The organism is Solibacillus sp. FSL R7-0668, assembly GCF_038006205.1.
Classification (GTDB): Bacteria; Bacillota; Bacilli; order Bacillales_A; family Planococcaceae; genus Solibacillus.
This window is the reverse complement of record NZ_JBBOUU010000001.1, coordinates 3,023,379-3,040,306: the sequence shown is the minus strand read 5'-3', so window position 1 is coordinate 3,040,306 and position 16,928 is coordinate 3,023,379. Positions and strand designations below refer to the sequence as shown.

Annotated in this window: 13 protein-coding genes and 1 riboswitch; of the genes, 12 read left to right on the top strand and 1 reads right to left on the bottom strand. The window is 40.5% G+C overall.

What is annotated here, in order from left to right:
• The first annotated feature begins 221 nt into the window (after window positions 1-221).
• The 11 genes from MKX47_RS15300 (at window position 222) to MKX47_RS15250 (ending at window position 11,334) form a co-directional block, all read left to right on the top strand.
• Window positions 222-2,606, top strand: a complete 2,385-nt coding sequence (locus MKX47_RS15300; RefSeq protein ID WP_340775811.1) for a 3-hydroxyacyl-CoA dehydrogenase/enoyl-CoA hydratase family protein — start codon at window positions 222-224, stop codon at window positions 2,604-2,606.
• Between the two features lie 71 nt (window positions 2,607-2,677).
• On the top strand, window positions 2,678-3,850 hold the full coding sequence (locus tag MKX47_RS15295; RefSeq protein WP_340775809.1) for an acetyl-CoA C-acetyltransferase: 1,173 nt from the start codon (window positions 2,678-2,680) through the stop codon (window positions 3,848-3,850).
• 53 nt (window positions 3,851-3,903) lie between these two features.
• Window positions 3,904-5,685 carry an acyl-CoA dehydrogenase family protein gene (locus MKX47_RS15290; protein WP_340775807.1) on the top strand — a complete coding sequence of 594 codons (1,782 nt, stop codon included), beginning with the start codon at window positions 3,904-3,906 and terminating at the stop codon, window positions 5,683-5,685.
• A 145-nt stretch (window positions 5,686-5,830) separates the two neighbouring features.
• Window positions 5,831-6,061 (top strand): phosphoglycerate mutase, encoded by a 231-nt coding sequence (locus MKX47_RS15285; protein WP_340775805.1) that lies wholly within the window; start codon window positions 5,831-5,833, stop codon window positions 6,059-6,061.
• 738 nt (window positions 6,062-6,799) lie between these two features.
• Window positions 6,800-7,156, top strand: coding sequence for an arsenate reductase family protein (locus tag MKX47_RS15280; protein ID WP_340775803.1), 357 nt, complete (start codon window positions 6,800-6,802; stop codon window positions 7,154-7,156).
• A gap of 80 nt (window positions 7,157-7,236) precedes the next feature.
• Window positions 7,237-7,617 (top strand): glycine cleavage system protein GcvH, encoded by a 381-nt coding sequence (gene gcvH / locus MKX47_RS15275; protein WP_340775801.1) that lies wholly within the window; start codon window positions 7,237-7,239, stop codon window positions 7,615-7,617.
• 71 nt (window positions 7,618-7,688) lie between these two features.
• Window positions 7,689-8,009, top strand: a complete 321-nt coding sequence (locus MKX47_RS15270) for a toprim domain-containing protein (RefSeq protein WP_340775798.1) — start codon at window positions 7,689-7,691, stop codon at window positions 8,007-8,009.
• A 13-nt stretch (window positions 8,010-8,022) separates the two neighbouring features.
• Entirely contained in the window at window positions 8,023-8,325 is a 303-nt protein-coding gene (locus MKX47_RS15265) for a thioredoxin family protein (protein ID WP_340775795.1), read from the top strand.
• Window positions 8,326-8,386: 61 nt separating this feature from the next.
• Window positions 8,387-8,490: riboswitch (SAM riboswitch) on the top strand.
• 140 nt (window positions 8,491-8,630) lie between these two features.
• A complete protein-coding gene (locus MKX47_RS15260; protein WP_340775794.1) occupies window positions 8,631-9,659 on the top strand; it encodes a methionine ABC transporter ATP-binding protein in 1,029 nt (342 codons plus the stop codon).
• Entirely contained in the window at window positions 9,652-10,320 is a 669-nt protein-coding gene (locus tag MKX47_RS15255) for a methionine ABC transporter permease (RefSeq protein WP_340775791.1), read from the top strand. Before MKX47_RS15260 ends, MKX47_RS15255 begins: the two co-directional genes overlap by 8 nt.
• A 150-nt stretch (window positions 10,321-10,470) precedes the next feature.
• A complete protein-coding gene (locus MKX47_RS15250) occupies window positions 10,471-11,334 on the top strand; it encodes a MetQ/NlpA family ABC transporter substrate-binding protein (RefSeq protein WP_340775789.1) in 864 nt (287 codons plus the stop codon).
• Window positions 11,335-11,386: 52 nt separating this feature from the next.
• Here MKX47_RS15250 and MKX47_RS15245 read toward each other — a convergent pair whose 3' ends face one another.
• Window positions 11,387-12,289, bottom strand: coding sequence for a LysR family transcriptional regulator (locus MKX47_RS15245; protein ID WP_340775787.1), 903 nt, complete (start codon window positions 12,287-12,289; stop codon window positions 11,387-11,389).
• A 118-nt stretch (window positions 12,290-12,407) separates the two neighbouring features.
• On the opposite strand from MKX47_RS15245, the gene gltB reads away from it, so the two are divergent.
• Complete coding sequence (gltB, locus tag MKX47_RS15240; protein ID WP_340775784.1) at window positions 12,408-16,928, top strand: glutamate synthase large subunit; 4,521 nt, start codon at window positions 12,408-12,410, stop codon at window positions 16,926-16,928.

Here is a 16,928-nt window from a genome sequence, read left to right as displayed (position 1 = left end):
CATTGTACACGAAACCAGTCGATTACGAAAAGTAATTGAACTTTGAAACATAGACAAACAATCAAAAAAATTTAAGAATAATAATTTTATATAAATTTACGAGAAAATTATTGCGCAAATTGTCAAAATAATCTACACTAAGAACAGAAAAGCTGTTTGAAGTTTTTTTTTCATCTCAAAATGAATGATTGTTCATTCAAAGGAAGAAGGGGGAAGTGCTCGTGTCTTACAACATTCAAAAAGTAGCGGTTTTAGGTTCAGGGGTTATGGGTTCAGGTATTGCAGCACATTTAGCAAATATCGGTATTCCTACATTATTATTAGATATCGCACCTAACGAGCTGACGAAGGAAGAAGAGGCAAAGGGTTTAACACTTGATTCAAAGGCGGTAAAAAATCGTTTTGTAAATTCGGCTATGCAAAAATTAGTAAAGCAAAAGCCAGCACCACTTTCAGCGAAAAAAAATCTAGCCTTAATTACACCGGGGAACTTTGATGATGATTTTGACAAATTAAAAAATGTGGATTGGATCATCGAAGTTATCGTAGAAAAATTAGACATTAAAAAAGGGTTATTCGAAAAGATTGATGCCATTCGTAAACCAGGCACAATCGTTTCATCCAATACATCAGGGGTAAGCATTAACGCGATGGCAGAAGGTCGTTCGGAAGATTTCCAAGCACACTTCCTGGGCACACATTTCTTCAACCCACCACGCTATTTAAAATTATTAGAGGTTATTCCGTCAACTACGACAAAGCCAGAAGTAGTCGAGTTCATGCAAACATACGGTGAAGATGTCCTTGGTAAAGGGGTCGTAATTGCCAAAGATACACCAAACTTCATCGCCAACCGAATCGGTACGTACGGGTTAATCGTGACGATGAATGAAATGATCGCACGCAACTACTCAGTAGGTGAAGTGGATTCAGTAACAGGCCCAATTATTGGCCGTCCAAAATCGGCAACATTCCGTACGCTAGATGTAGTTGGTTTAGATACATTTGCACATGTGTCAAAAAATGTATACGACCAAACAACAGGCGCGGAACAGCAAATATTTGATGAATCACCAATCTTAAATAAGATGATTGCAAATGGTTGGTTAGGTGCGAAATCAGGTCAGGGCTTCTTCAAAAAAGAGGGCAAAAACATTTTAGAGCTAAACTTATCAACCTTTGAATACGAGCCAACGAAAAAGCTTGTAGCACCATCACTTGAAATGGCAAAGCAAGCTAAGGGCCCGGGTGGCAAATTAAAAACATTAATTTACGCAAAAGACCGTGTAGGCGAATTATTATGGCATTCATTTGCACCAACATTAATTTACTCAGCGCAGCTAATGGGTGAAATTGCAGACGATATCGTAGCCATCGATAACGCGATGAAATGGGGCTTTGGCTGGGCACAGGGTCCATTTGAAATGTGGGATGCAATCGGCGTAGAAAAGTCAGTCGAAAAAATGAAAGAAGAAGGCTATGAGATTCCTGCATTTGTTACAGGATTACTAGATAAGGGCCTTACAACCTTCTATTCAGAAATTGACGGCGACCTAGCATACTACAACGGCACTGAGTACGTAAAAGTACCGGTAAATGAAAAAGCAATTGACTTGAAGCGCTACAAGAAAAAGCATGGCGTCATTAAATCTAATTCAGGTGCAAGTCTAATTGATTTAGGGGATGGCATTGCCTTACTTGAATTCCACTCAAAATCAAATGCAATCGGCTTAGATATTATACAAATGATTAACTATGCGATTGATGAGGTAGAGAAAAACTATAAAGGGCTTGTGATTGGTAACCAAGGTAAAAACTTCTGTGTAGGAGCCAACCTTGCGATGATTTTAATGGAAGCACAAGATGATAATATTTTCGAGCTTGATTTTGTAATCAAGTCATTCCAACAAGCAATGCGACGTATTAAATATGCTGCAAAGCCAGTCGTTGCAGCCCCATTCCAAATGGCTTTAGGTGGTGGTGCAGAAGTATGTTTACCTGCTGCACATATCCAAGCATCGGCTGAAACGTATTTAGGTCTTGTTGAAGTAGGTGTTGGTTTAATCCCAGGTGGTGGCGGTAATATCGGACTTTATGAAAAGTTCATTAAAGGCTTACCAAATGGCGTTGAAGTAGACTACCAACATATCGCCAACAAAGTATTTGAAACCGTTGCGATGGCCAAAGTTTCAACATCAGGCGAGGAAGCGCGTGAAAACAACTTCCTAGACTTTGCAGATGGCGTTTCCGTAAACCCAGATCATTTAATTTATGATGCAAAACAAGCAGCGTTAGCACTAGCGGATGCAGGCTACACAGCACCTGTGAAAAAGCCTGTGAAAGTAGTCGGCGCACCAGGTTATGCAACATTATTATTAGGCGCTCAAGGAATGTTTGATTCAGGTTTCATTTCAGAGCATGATTTAAAAATTGCGAAAAAGCTTGCCTATGTAATCGCGGGTGGTAAAGTGCCATATGGAACAGAAGTAACAGAAGAATACCTATTAAACTTAGAAAAACAAGCATTCCTAGAGCTAGTTGCAGACCAAAAATCACAAATGCGTATGCAGCACATGCTAGTAAAAGGAAAGCCATTACGTAACTAATAATAGATTCATGAAACTATTACGCTAGCAAGATCATTCTTGCTAGCTCATCACAAGGGGGAAAAATCATTATGCGTGAAGCCGTTATTGTTGCAGGTGCACGAACACCAATTGGTCGAGCAAAAAAAGGAACACTTGCTAATACTCGTCCAGATGATTTTGGTGCAGTAGTAGTAAAAGAAACGTTAAAACGTGCGGGCTATGAAGGTCCGGTTGATGATTTAATTATGGGATGTGCGATGCCAGAAGCAGAGCAAGGTATGAACGTGGCACGCTTAGTGGGTGCGCTAGCAGGTCTACCAGATACAACACCAGCATTAACTGTAAACCGCTTCTGTTCATCAGGTTTACAAACAATTGCCTATGCAGCAGAGCGTATTATGCTTGGCCATGCAAAAGCAATCGTTGCAGGTGGGACAGAATCCATGAGTATGATTCCAATGACAGGAAATACGGTTCGCTTAAATCCAAAGCTAGCGGAAGAAGCGCCACAGTATTATATCGGCATGGGTCATACAGCAGAGGAAGTAGCAAATCGTTACAGCGTTAGCCGTGAAGATCAAGATGCTTTCGCAGTACGCTCACATGAATTAGCTGAAAAGGCGATTAAAGAAGGCAAATTCAAGGATGAAATCGTACCGGTAGAAGTGATTGAATACTATGTGGATGCAAATAATCAATTACAAGAAAAGAAAATCGTTTTCGATACAGATGAGGGCGTTCGTCCAGGAACATCGGTTGAAGGCTTAGCGAAATTACGCCCAGCATTCAATGTCAAAGGCTCGGTAACAGCTGGTAATGCTTCACAAACATCAGATGGCGCGGCAGCAGTACTGGTCATGGATCGTGAAGAGGCAGAAAAACAAGGCATGAAGCCACTTGCGAAATTCCTAGGCTTTGCGGTAGGCGGGGTACCACCGGAAGTAATGGGAATTGGTCCAATCGTAGCCGTACCAAAAGCGTTAGAAATCGCAGGCATTACACAGGATCAAGTTGATTTATGGGAAATTAACGAAGCATTCGCCTCACAATCGATTCAAGTTGTACGTGAGCTCGGCATCGACATCGACAAAGTAAACGTAAACGGTGGCGCAATTGCTCTTGGCCATCCACTTGGAGCTACAGGGGCTATTCTATCGATTAAGCTCATTAATGAATTAAAACGTCGTGGCGGAAAATACGGTGTCGTAACAATGTGTATCGGCGGCGGTATGGGTGCAGCAGGCGTGTTTGAAGTACTGTAAGCAGAACGAAAACTAAAGGGAAATTCATAAAGGAAACTAGGGAGGAATTCATTATGGAACAAACAACAAACATCATTAGAGGTGGCGGCTTCTTAATCGAGGACGTAGAAATCGATCGCGTTATTACACCAGAGGACTTCACTGACGAGCAAAAAATGATTGCGCAAACAACGCAAGACTATGTAAATACAGAAGTTTTACCAGTAGTTGAAAACTTAGAGCACCATGAGTTCGAGCATTCGGTACGCCTTTTAAAAACAGCGGGTGAGCTAGGCTTATTAGCAGCGGATGTACCAGAAGAATACGAGGGCTTAGGCTTAGATAAAATTTCTTCAGCATTAATCGCTGAAAAAATGTCGCCAGCGGGTGGTTTCTCGATTACGCATGGTGCACATGTTGGGATCGGTTCTTTACCAATCGTATTATTCGGGAATCATGAGCAAAAAACACAATACTTACCGAAGTTAGCGTCTGGTGAATTAATCGCTGCTTATGCATTAACAGAGCCGGGTTCAGGTTCAGATGCATTAGGTGCAAAAACAACAGCGAAGTTAAACGAAGCAGGCACACATTACATCTTAAATGGTGAAAAGCAATGGATTACAAACGCGGGCTTTGCAGATGTATTTGTTGTTTACGCGAAAATCGACGGCGATAAATTTACAGCCTTTATTGTAGAACGTGCATATGCAGGCGTTTCTGTAGGTCCAGAAGAAAAGAAAATGGGTATCAAATCATCTTCTACACGTACGTTAATTTTAGAAGATGCACAAGTACCAGTGGAAAACGTATTAGGTGAGATTGGCCGTGGTCACGTCATCGCATTCAACATCTTAAATATCGGACGCTATAAATTAGGAGTAGGTACTGTAGGTGCTTCAAAACGTGCATTTGAGCTTGCAGTTGCTTATACAAACCAACGTCAACAATTCAAAACAAAGCTGTCTGATTTCAACTTAACAAAAGAAAAAATTGCAACAATGGCGTCTCATATTTATGCATCTGAATCATTAAACTATCGTACAGTGGGTTATTTCGAGGATCGTTTAAGCCAATTATCTGAAGCAGAGCAAAAAGACGGCAAAGTAATCGCTGGTGCTATTGCAGAGTATGCAATTGAATGCTCGATCGCAAAAGTATTTGGCTCCGAAACATTAGATTATGTAGCAGATGAAGCTGTGCAATTACACGGTGGCTACGGCTTTATGGCAGAGTACGAGGTAGAGCGCATTTACCGTGACTCTCGTATTAACCGTATTTTCGAAGGCACAAACGAAATCAACCGTATGATTGTGCCGGGTACATTTATGAAAAAAGCATTAAAAGGCGAGCTACCATTATTACAAGTAGCACAAGAGCTACAAAATGAGCTATTAATGTTAATGCCAGAGGAAATCGGCACAGAAGCATTAGCACAAGAGCTATATTTAGTGAAAAACGCCAAAAAAATTGCGGTACTTGCAGCAGGTGCAGCCGCTCAGCGCTTCGGAGCAAAATTAGATGCAGAACAAGAAATCCTTGTAAACATCGCAAACATTGCAAACCAACTATACGCAATGGAATCAGCAGTAATCCGTACGCAAAAAGCGATTGCTCGTGACGGTGAAGAAAAAGCAGCGCAAAAAATTCTATACACGCAAATTTTCTGCCAAGAAGCATTTGCTGAAATCGAAAAAGAAGCAAAAGAAACATTAATCGCATCGGTTGAAGGTGATGATGCACGTATGATTCTTTCAGCATTACGTAAATTAACGCGCAACAATCCATACAACTTAATTCCGAAAAAACGCGAAGCTTCAGTAAAATTAATCGAAGCGGAAAAATACATCGTTTAATCGGTCAATATAAACAAAAACGAGATGTGGCGTCCCACATCTCGTTTTAATTTGGATAACCAGCCATGACTGCTGATAGTATTTTTTCTGGAAGGAATTTACTGATTGATGAAGAATAGATAGGTAAGGGGAAGGGGCGATAAGTATGGAAGAAATCGATATAATCAACAAAGAAGCGATTAAAGCAGATTTAGCTCTTATCAAGACCTGTTTGAGGCTAATTAATCAAACCATTGTCATCAGCAAACAAAGAGGCGAAACCTTTACAGCCACTGAAAATGAGGGATTACATAAGTTAATCAATAAAATTGACCGAGACTTAAGCAAAATTAAGAAAAATATTCAATATGAACCAATGAATACGACGAAGAGCTAACTGCTTTGAACTAATCAAAAATGTCACATAGACTTATACAGAAATTTATTAATAATGCGATCCACATAATGACTGGAAATGAGCGTTTTTCAATACAAGATTTTAAATTAAGTGTGTTTTTCTACTAAAATTCGTTCTGCTACGCTACGGGAGGCGTGGCTTCAAAGCTTTTGAATAAAAGCTTTGCGACGAAAGCGGCAGCGACAGGAGCAACCTAATTTTCCGCGCACGCTTGAGCCCCCTCCGCGTCACTATGTTATAAAGCTAAGAGTGGTTTTAATGGCAAAGGTTTTGAAAAGATTATAGTGAATCAAACGAAATAATGTTAATAAGGTCAACTTTAGCCTAAAAAGGTTTTACCATAACACAATCATAGTAGATTATTTTATTCAAAGAGATAAATTTTGAACAAAATTACCCTATTGAAACAGCACCATATTTTATCTAACACCGCCGCCTCGCGAAAGCGCTAGCGGCAGCATTGAGCGCTTTTCATTTTATTAGAATGTCATATTTTAGTTTGGCGGGCCTTGCATGCGGCATTAAAGGCAGTAGTATGGACACGTACCACGTGGCCATAATGCTGTCATGCCGTAGCCCGCCAATAAGAATGCACACTGCACTTATTTTATTCATTGTTAATGGATGTCCACTTACTATTAATCGAATTTCGCTCGATTTGTTCTTATTTTTCGATTACAATAGAAAAAATTGAACTATACTAGGGGAGCAAAAAAAATGACAATTCAATTTATTCACTATCCAAAATGTACAACGTGTAAAAAAGCACAAAAATGGTTGGATGAAAACGGTATTGCCTACGAAGCTATTCACATCGTTGAACAAACGCCTTCTAAAGAACAACTTAAGGCATATTATGAAGCGAGTGGGCTGCCATTAAAGAAATTTTTTAATACATCAGGCATGAAATACCGTGAATTAGAATTAAAAGATAAATTACCGACAATGTCAGAAGAAGAGCAATTGGCGCTTTTAGCATCAGATGGTATGTTAATTAAACGTCCGCTTGTAACAGATGGTAAAAAATTAACATTAGGATTTAAGGAGTCTGACTTCTTGGAAACTTGGAAATAAACGTTGAATGTCGTTGAATTTCCGAACGAATTATGGCAAAATGAAGTTGAATGTACTACATATTACTTGGAGGTTTTCTCATGAGCACACCAAAAGAATTACGCTATACGAAAGAGCACGAATGGGTAAAAGTTGAAGGCAATAAAGCAACAATCGGTATTACAGACTTCGCACAATCTGAATTAGGCGACATCGTTTTCGTTGAGCTACCAGAAGTAGGCGACGAAATTGCTATAGATCAACCATTCGGTAGTGTTGAATCAGTAAAAACAGTTTCTGAACTTTACGCACCTGTGTCAGGTACAGTTGTTGCAGTAAACGAAGAATTATCAGATAGCCCTGAATTCGTTAATGAATCTCCATATGGTACAGCATGGATGATCACAATTGAGCTTTCTAATGAAGCAGAAGTTGAAGCATTAATGGACGCAGACGCTTACGCTGCATTAATCGAGCAATAATATTCCAACGTCAAAACCTAATATGTTTAGGTTTTGGCGTTTTTTGGTTATAAAATGATAGGGGTGCTTTCATGAGAAAATGTATCGTAGTAGAAGGACGGGCAGATAAGCTGAGAATCCAGCCGATTTTAGCTGAGGAAGTAACGATTCTTTGCACAAATGGCACAATTAGTGAAGTCGATTTAATTGATTTATTAGAAGCATACGAGCATGATGAAATCGTGACATTTTTTGATGCAGATAAAAATGGAGAAAAATTGCGTAAGCTCATGAATCGGGCATATCCAGAAGCGCAACAATTTATTATTCCGCAACAGTATATTGAGGTTGAAAAAACTCCGACCGTTATATTACGGGATCTATTACAGCAGGCTAAATTTTTAGTAAGATAGGAATGACATGACGATGGAGCAATGGACAAGAGAGCAGTGGGAGCAAAATGTGCAACAACATGAGCAAAGTGCATTTTTTATCTATACGCCCATGTGTGGAACATGCGATGTGGCTAAAAGAATACTAAAAGTAATTGAGAAATTACTCCCAGATTTACCGATAGGAATGGCAAATATCAATTATTTAGAAGAATTAGCGTATGATTTAAAAATCGAAAGTGTTCCTTGCTTATTAGTTTCTAATAAGGGGCAAATACAGGAAAAAATCTATGCATTTCAATCCGTACCATACTTGTATGAAATATTAAAAAAATAATTGACGAACCTGTTATCGCGTGTTAAAGTAACATTCATACAAAACAAACTTAATAGCGTTACTCTTATAGAGAGAGGTGGAGGGAAGTGCCCTATGAAACCCGGCAACCAGCAATTATGCAAAGGTGCCAATTCACACAAAGTGTTAAACTTTGAAAGATGAGAGAACGGTTCAACGTATAAATTTGCGAAACCTTTCTACTTGTCGTGGTAGAAAGGTTTTTTGTTTGTTCGAAGATGCGAACAACTACAAAAGTAATTATTGAACATAACGAGTAGGTTATTTCATGTAAAGGAGTTCAAGCGATGATTGAGATACAAAACATCACGAAAGTTTACAAAACAAAGAACGGCGATTTAACCGCTGTCAATGATGTAAGCTTATCGATTCATAAAGGCGAAATATACGGTATTATCGGCTACAGTGGAGCTGGTAAAAGTACAATGATTCGCTTATTAAACGGTTTAGAAAAGCCGACAACAGGTTCGGTCATTGTTAACGGGCAGGATATTGCCAAAGCTTCAGGCAATGAATTACGTGCCGCGCGCCAAAAGATTAGTATGATTTTCCAGCACTTTAATTTACTTTGGTCACGCACAGTTGAGGAAAACATTGCGTTTCCACTTGAAATTGCAGGTGTCCCAAAAGACAAGCGTGCACAGCGCGTAGAGGAACTTATTGAGCTAGTTGGTTTAAAGGGACGCGGAAAAGCATACCCGTCACAATTATCAGGTGGTCAAAAGCAGCGTGTCGGTATTGCCCGTGCACTTGCCAATAATCCTGAAGTATTGCTTTGTGACGAAGCAACGTCAGCACTCGATCCAGAAACAACGGAATCGATTTTAGATTTATTATTAGACATTAATAAGCAAATTGGTTTAACAATCGTGCTTATTACTCATGAAATGCATGTCATTCGTAAAATTTGTAACCGTGTCGCAGTAATGGAAGCAGGGAAAGTGGTAGAGCAAGGGGATGTACTGCAAGTGTTCCAACATCCTCAAGCACCGATTACGAAAAACTTCGTATCGCAAGCGGCTGGGGAAACACAGGAAACACAAGCATCACTCGAACAAATTTTAACGAATTATCCATCAGGGAAAATCGTAAAATTAACGTTTGCAGGCGCGACAACAGAGCAGCCGGTCATTTCCCAAATTATTAAGCAATTTGATGTGATTATTAATATTGTGCATGGCAAAATTTCAACGACAACGGGTGGTTCACTGGGTACATTATTTGTCCACATTGATGGGGACAAGCAGCAAATCCAGCAGGCACTCCAATTTTTAAAACAGCATGAAATCCAAATGGAGGTGATTGAGCATGATTAATCAATTATTTCCGAATGTCGATTGGGACAAGATGCTCGAAGCCACATACGAAACCTTGTATATGACAACAATCGCAACAGCAGTTACATTCGTATTGGGTATTTTAATCGGGATTGTCCTATTTTTAACGAGTGACAATCAGCTATGGGCCAATAAAATTGTTCACTTTTTAACGGGATCAATCGTTAATATTTTCCGTTCGATTCCGTTTATTGTGCTCATCATTTTATTAATTCCATTCACAAAATTTTTACTCGGTACAATTCGTGGTGCCAATGCGGCATTACCGGCTTTAATTATTGGGGCCGCACCGTTTTACGCGCGTATGGTATTAATCGCATTGCGTGAAATTGATAAAGGCGTCATTGAAGCCGCTCGTTCAATGGGTGCAAAAACATCAACAATTATTTGGAAAGTATTAATTCCAGAAAGCTTACCTGCTCTGATTTCAGGAATTACGGTAACAGCAGTAGCACTTGTAGGGTATACAGCAATGGCCGGCATTATTGGTGCAGGCGGTTTAGGGAACTTAGCCTTCCTTGATGGCTTCTCACGTAACCGTACAGATGTTACCTTCATGGCAACCATCATTATTTTAATCGTAGTATTTATCATTCAATTTATTGGTGATAACATTACAACAAAAGTTGATAAACGATAGTTCATGGCAAAGTGTCCATAATTATATTAGCCAGCTCTTTTTCGGACAAGCATCTCTTTTATGAGATGCCTTTGTAGAACGAAGAGTCAGAATCTAAGGAATGTTCCGTTAAGTGATGGCGACAAAAAATAAAGAATAGAGGGAAAAATGATGAAAAAATTATTATCTTCAGTACTTTTAGGGGCTTCTGTCCTTGCGTTAGCAGCATGTGGCACAGATGACAAATCAACAACAGGTAGCGAAATAGAAAAAGAAACAGATGGTGGAGCAACAGAGCCAACGACATTAGTAGTAGGTGCTTCAAATACACCTCATGCAGTTATTTTAGAACAAGTTCAACCAATTTTAGAAAAGCAAGGTATTGAATTAGAAATCGAAACTTACCAAGATTATGTATTACCAAATCAAGACTTAGAATCTGGTGATTTAGACGCCAACTATTTCCAACACATTCCGTATTTTGAAGGTCAAAAAGCAGAATTTAACTATGACTTCGCAAATGCTGGTGGCATTCATATCGAGCCAATCGGTATTTATTCTGAAAAATATGCCTCTTTAGAAGAGCTTCCTGAAGGCGCAACAATTCTTTTATCTAACTCTGTAGCTGACCACGGTCGTATGCTTTCATTACTTGAAGCACAAGGGTTAATCAAGCTAGCAGAAGGAATCGACAAAACAGCAGCGGAAATTAAAGACATTGCTGAAAATCCAAAAAACTTTGTGTTTGATTATGATTTAGCGCCAGAAATGTTAGTACAAATGTATAAAAATGGAGAAGGCGATGCGGTATTAATTAACTCAAACTTCGCAATCGACAACGGTATTAACCCATTAGAAGATGCAATCGCAATCGAGTCTGGTGATTCACCATACGTGAACATTATTGCTGTTCAATCAGGTGACGAGAATTCAGAAGAAATCAAAGCATTAGTTGAAGCATTACATTCTCAAGAAATCCAAGACTTCATCGTAGAAGAGTGGGGCGGCTCAGTAGTTCCAGTTGATGGAGAGTAATATTTATACAAAAAGCCATTTTCCAGTTTGTTTGGAAAATGGCTTTTTCTCATTATTGAAATCTCGACAGACGGGAATAGAATTTTGAAACAAAGTCAACGAAAACCTGTTCAGATGGAGCCAAATCGCGTGTTGTTGGTGCGATAATGCCCACGGTTCTGCGGATTGTCGGACTTGCAATCGGCATCTTTACTGTCATACGCGGTGTTGAATCATACAGTGAGCTTTCAGGTAGTAGTGTCACACCAATGCCCGCTGCAACTAAACCCTTCAAGGCATCCATATCCTCGCCCTCAGATGTGATCGTTGGAACGAAGCCAGCTGAACGACAAGCATCGACAGCAACCTTTTGTAAAATATATCCTTCTGGGAACAGCACAAAGTTGTCATTTTTTAAATCAATTAAATGAATTGAATCTTGCTTTGCTAATGGGTGTGTTGCGGGTAATAAGGCATGAATGCTTTCGCTAAAAAGCACCGTTGTATTTATGGACTCGTCTTTTGGTGGTAATGGGCCAAGTAATGCCAAATTAAGCTCGCGATTTTTCACGGCTTCAATCAAATATTTATAAGAGCCTTGGCGTAAATGGAATGAAACATCCGGGTATTCTTTCTTAAATGCAGAGATGACAGTAGGTAAAACATAGCTCGCTAAACTTGTAGGGAAGCCAACTTTAATGGTCCCTTTTGCTGGGTCTAAATATTCTTCAACTTGCTTGGCGGCAAAATCAATTGCCTTCAGTGCGGTAATGCTGTGTTCTAAAAATGTTTTACCAATTGGTGTCAGTTTGACGTTACGTCCGACACGTTCAAAAAGTGACGCCCCGAGCTCCTCCTCTAAATTGGCAATTTGTCGGCTAATCGCAGACTGGGCAACATGTAAATGCTCTGCTGCTTCAGAAATATGTTCACGTTCCGCAACCTCGACAAAGTAACGTAATTGTCGTAATTCCACTATTTCCACCCCATTCATCTAAAAAGTAGATTGTTTCTATCCAAACTATATATTGTTTATATTATTTGGAAAACTTTAAAATGTAAATACGTTATTGAAAGAATGAGGGGGAATTTTGATGAGTTTTCACCAGTTACCAAAAGCACAAGGTTTATACGATCCACAGTTTGAACATGACGCATGTGGCATCGGGATGTACGCAAATATGAAGGGCAAACCATCACATCAAATCGTGAAAAATGGCTTAGAGATGTTATGTCGCTTAGAGCACCGTGCAGGGCGTGGGGGAGACGGTAAAACAGGCGATGGTGCAGGGCTAATGGTTCAAATTCCTGATGCATTCTTTAAATTCAATTGTCCGGAACTCAAATTACCTGAAAAAGGTGCATACGGTGTGGGTCAAGTTTTCTTCACAGAAAATGATGAGGAACGCCAACGAATAGAACAAAAAATGAATGAACTAATTGTCGAGGAAGGGCAGGAGCTAATCGGCTGGCGTACTGCTCCAACGAATAAAGAAAATTTAAGTGAGATTGCAAAAGCAAGTGCACCCGTTGTACGCCAAGTATTTATCCAGTCAAAGGCAGTGAATAGCCAAAGCTTTGAACGGAAACTATACGTCATTCGAAAGCAGCTGGAGCATTGGGCTGAACAGCAAGGCTTTGAACTCTATATTCCAAGCCTTTCAAGTCAGACAATGGTGTTTAAAGGTTTACTCGCACCGGAGGAAGTAAGTGATTTCTATATTGATTTACAGGATGAAAGCTTCGTATCGGCATTAGCACTCGTGCATTCACGCTATTCAACAAACACCTTCCCATCTTGGAAACGAGCACACCCGAACCGCTACATTATCCATAATGGGGAAATTAACACACTGCGCGGGAATATTAACTGGATGCGCGCACGTGAGCAGCAGTTCGTTTCGGAAGCGTTTGGCGATGATTTAGAAAAGCTATTACCAATCATTGATCCAACAGGTTCAGATTCATCAATGCTTGATAACGCATTTGAATTTTTCGTGTTAGCCGGTCGTACACCAGCAGAGACGGCGATGATGATGATTCCAGAGCCGTGGACAGAAAATCCGCGTATTGAGGAAGACCGTAAAGCATTTTATCAATATCATGCAAGTTTAATGGAGCCTTGGGATGGCCCAACAGCTATTTGCTTCACAGATGGTAAGCAGATTGGGGCAATTTTAGACCGCAATGGCTTACGTCCAGGTCGATTATACGTGACAAAAGATGACCATGTAATTTTTTCTTCTGAAACAGGTGTTGTTGATTACGCGGAGGAAGATATTTTATATAAAGATCGTTTAAGTCCAGGTCGCATGCTGCTCATCGATTTAGAGCAAGGGAAAATCATCTCGGATGAAGAGTTGAAAGCGGAAATGGCAAAAGCTCAACCTTATGCACAGTGGCTACAAGATAATATGTTGAAAATTGAAGTAGCGGAAGAAACGAAGGCACTGGTAAATGACCTGACATTGCGTCAAAAAATTCACGGCTACACATATGAAGACGTACAAAAATATATTGTGCCTTTAGCAAAAGATGGTAAAGATCCACTGGGGTCAATGGGGAATGATTCACCACTTGCGGTATTATCAGATCGCCCGCAGTCATTATTTAATTACTTTAAGCAGTTATTTGCACAAGTGACAAATCCACCAATCGATTCCATTCGTGAGCATGTCGTGACATCTACAATGACGATGCTAGGCGCAGAAGGGGATTTACTTCACCCGACAGCAAACAACGCGCGCCGTATTATGTTAGAGACGTCGGTACTAACAACGGCAGAATATGAAAAATTACTGAACAATGGGCATCGTGACTTTGAAGTAGCAGAAATATCACTACAATTTACGGAATCTTTAGAAAATGAGTTGAACCGAATTAAAACAGAGGCAGAAGCAGCCGTATTTGGTGGTCGTACCATTCTTGTATTAAACGATTTTGTAGAGGATGCGAAACAGTTAACCATCCCTGTATTATTAGCAGCGAGTACAATTCATCAGTATTTAATTCGCATTGGCTTACGTACGAAGGCAAGTATAGTGGTCAATAGCGCGGAGACTCGTGAAGTGCATCATTTCGCTGCATTAATCGGGTTTGGTGTGGATGCGATTCATCCGTATTTGGCTTATGCAACGATTGCACAGGCAATTGACGACAAGCATATCGCCTTACCTTTTGACAAGGCTGTTCAAAAATATCGTAAAGGTGCTGCGGAAGGTGTCGTAAAAGTCATGTCAAAAATGGGCATTTCAACAGTGCAATCCTACCGCGGTGCACAAGTATTTGAAGCAGTCGGAATTTCAAAGGCTGTGATTGACGAATATTTCACAGGTACAGCTTCTCAAATTGATGGCATCGATTTACAAACAATCGGGGAAGAAGCAATACGTCGCCATGAAGTTGCTGTCCATGCCATGAGCGCAGAATTACAATCAGGCTCAGATTTCCAATGGCGTGCAGATGGTGAGCATCATGCGTTCAATCCAAAAACGATTCATACGTTACAATGGGCAACACGCAAAAATGATTACGGCTTATATCGGATGTTTGCAGAAATGGCCAATGAAGAGCGTATCGGCTTTTTACGTAACTTATTTGAGTTCAAAAAGGCGGAGCGTCGTTTACCAATGGAAGAAGTAGAATCGGTAGACTCCATCGTGAAACGCTTTAAATCAGGCGCGATGTCGTTTGGCTCGTTATCGAAAGAGGCACATGAAACATTAGCAATCGCCATGAATAAATTAGGCGCACGCTCAAACTCAGGGGAGGGCGGAGAAAATCCAGCGCGCTATAAGCTAGATGCGAATGGGGATAACCGTCGTTCAAGTATTAAGCAAATTGCATCCGGTCGCTTTGGTGTCAAATCGCATTATTTAGTCAATGCAGATGAATTACAAATCAAAATGGCACAGGGCGCAAAGCCGGGTGAAGGTGGTCAATTACCGGGCAATAAAGTGTATCCATGGGTTGCTGAGGTTCGTGGCTCAACACCAGGAGTTGGCTTAATTTCACCGCCACCCCACCATGATATTTATTCGATTGAGGATATGGCTGAATTAATTCATGATTTAAAAAATGCAAATCGTTATGCACGGATTTCCGTAAAGCTTGTCGCAAAAGCAGGTGTTGGGACAATTGCAGCGGGTGTCGCAAAGGGCGCGGCGGATGTTATTGTCATTTCAGGGTATGACGGAGGTACCGGTGCCTCTCCGAAAACATCGATTAAGCATACAGGCTTACCATGGGAGCTTGGCTTAGCGGAGGCACATCAAACATTAATGTTAAATGGCTTGCGTGATCGCGTTGTACTAGAAACGGACGGTAAGCTAATGACTGGTAAGGATGTCGTAATGGCGGCACTTTTAGGGGCAGAGGAATTTGGCTTTGCAACAGCTCCACTAATTGTTTTAGGCTGTGTGATGATGCGTGCCTGTCATCTAGATACATGTCCAGTAGGGGTAGCGACACAAAACCCAGAGCTACGCGCGAAATTTATGGGGAATGCCGATCATGTCGTGAACTATATGCGCTTTGTTGCTGAGGAAATGCGCGAGTACATGAGTATTTTAGGCTTCCGTACAGTTGAAGAAATGGTAGGCCGTACAGATGTGCTACAAATTTCAGCGCGCACAAAGCAGCACTGGAAAGCGAGTCAATTGGATTTATCAGCATTGCTACATCAAATGCAAGGGGTGCGTACGAAGCAGCAGGAGCAAGATCATCAAATCACAGAAAGCTTTGATGTACGTGAGCTATTACCAAAAGTCGAGCAAGCAATTGCCAATAAAGAGGTCATAAAGCTAAGCTATCCAATTAAAAATACAGATCGTGTAATGGGAACAATTGTAGGCAGTGAAATTTCACGAAAATACGGTGAAGCTGGTTTGCCGGATAACACAATCAATTTAACGTTCACAGGTCATGCAGGACAAAGCTTTGGTGCCTTTACACCACGAGGTATGGCAATGCGTGTGATTGGAGACGTCAATGACTACTTCGGTAAAGGCTTATCAGGAGGTAAAGTTGTTGCGATTGCGCCGATCAAAGGAGATTTTGAGAAGAACGTCATTGCAGGAAATGTTTGCTTATATGGTGCAACGAGCGGGCAAGCGTTTATTAATGGTCGAGCTGGTCATCGCTTTGGTGTTCGTAACTCTGGTGCGAATATCGTTGTAGAGGGTATTGGTGACCACGGCTGTGAATATATGACAGGCGGTAAAATCGTCGTATTAGGCGATGTTGGTCAAAACTTTGGTGCGGGGATGTCAGGTGGTATCGGCTATATTTTACCGAGCGACGAAGCGCAATTTAAAGCGCAGTGCAATATGGAAATGATTCATTTTGAAAAGCTAACAGATGCACATGAAATTGAGCAAGTGCGCCGATTAATTATTAAACACTTAGAAGAAACAGAAAGCTCATACGCATTGGATGTTTTAGCGAAATGGGCAGAATTTGTACCGAAATTTGTCAAAGTAGTGCCTACAGATTATAAGACAATTATCGAAAAAATTGAGCGTCATAAATTAAATGGGTTAACAGATGATCATGCGGCAATGCAAGCGTTTGTGGAAGTAACGGAAAGTCAGAAAAAGCTTGTGAGTTCGAAATAA

Coding starts and splice junctions, on each gene's coding strand:
- MKX47_RS15295 (WP_340775809.1), top strand. CDS start 2,678: ATGCGTGAAGCCGTTATTGTTGCAGGTGCACGAACACCAATTGGTCGA.
- MKX47_RS15265 (WP_340775795.1), top strand. CDS start 8,023: ATGGAGCAATGGACAAGAGAGCAGTGGGAGCAAAATGTGCAACAACAT.
- gltB (WP_340775784.1), top strand. CDS start 12,408: ATGAGTTTTCACCAGTTACCAAAAGCACAAGGTTTATACGATCCACAG.
- gcvH (WP_340775801.1), top strand. CDS start 7,237: ATGAGCACACCAAAAGAATTACGCTATACGAAAGAGCACGAATGGGTA.
- MKX47_RS15250 (WP_340775789.1), top strand. CDS start 10,471: ATGAAAAAATTATTATCTTCAGTACTTTTAGGGGCTTCTGTCCTTGCG.
- MKX47_RS15280 (WP_340775803.1), top strand. CDS start 6,800: ATGACAATTCAATTTATTCACTATCCAAAATGTACAACGTGTAAAAAA.
- MKX47_RS15255 (WP_340775791.1), top strand. CDS start 9,652: ATGATTAATCAATTATTTCCGAATGTCGATTGGGACAAGATGCTCGAA.
- MKX47_RS15285 (WP_340775805.1), top strand. CDS start 5,831: ATGGAAGAAATCGATATAATCAACAAAGAAGCGATTAAAGCAGATTTA.
- MKX47_RS15290 (WP_340775807.1), top strand. CDS start 3,904: ATGGAACAAACAACAAACATCATTAGAGGTGGCGGCTTCTTAATCGAG.
- MKX47_RS15270 (WP_340775798.1), top strand. CDS start 7,689: ATGAGAAAATGTATCGTAGTAGAAGGACGGGCAGATAAGCTGAGAATC.
- MKX47_RS15260 (WP_340775794.1), top strand. CDS start 8,631: ATGATTGAGATACAAAACATCACGAAAGTTTACAAAACAAAGAACGGC.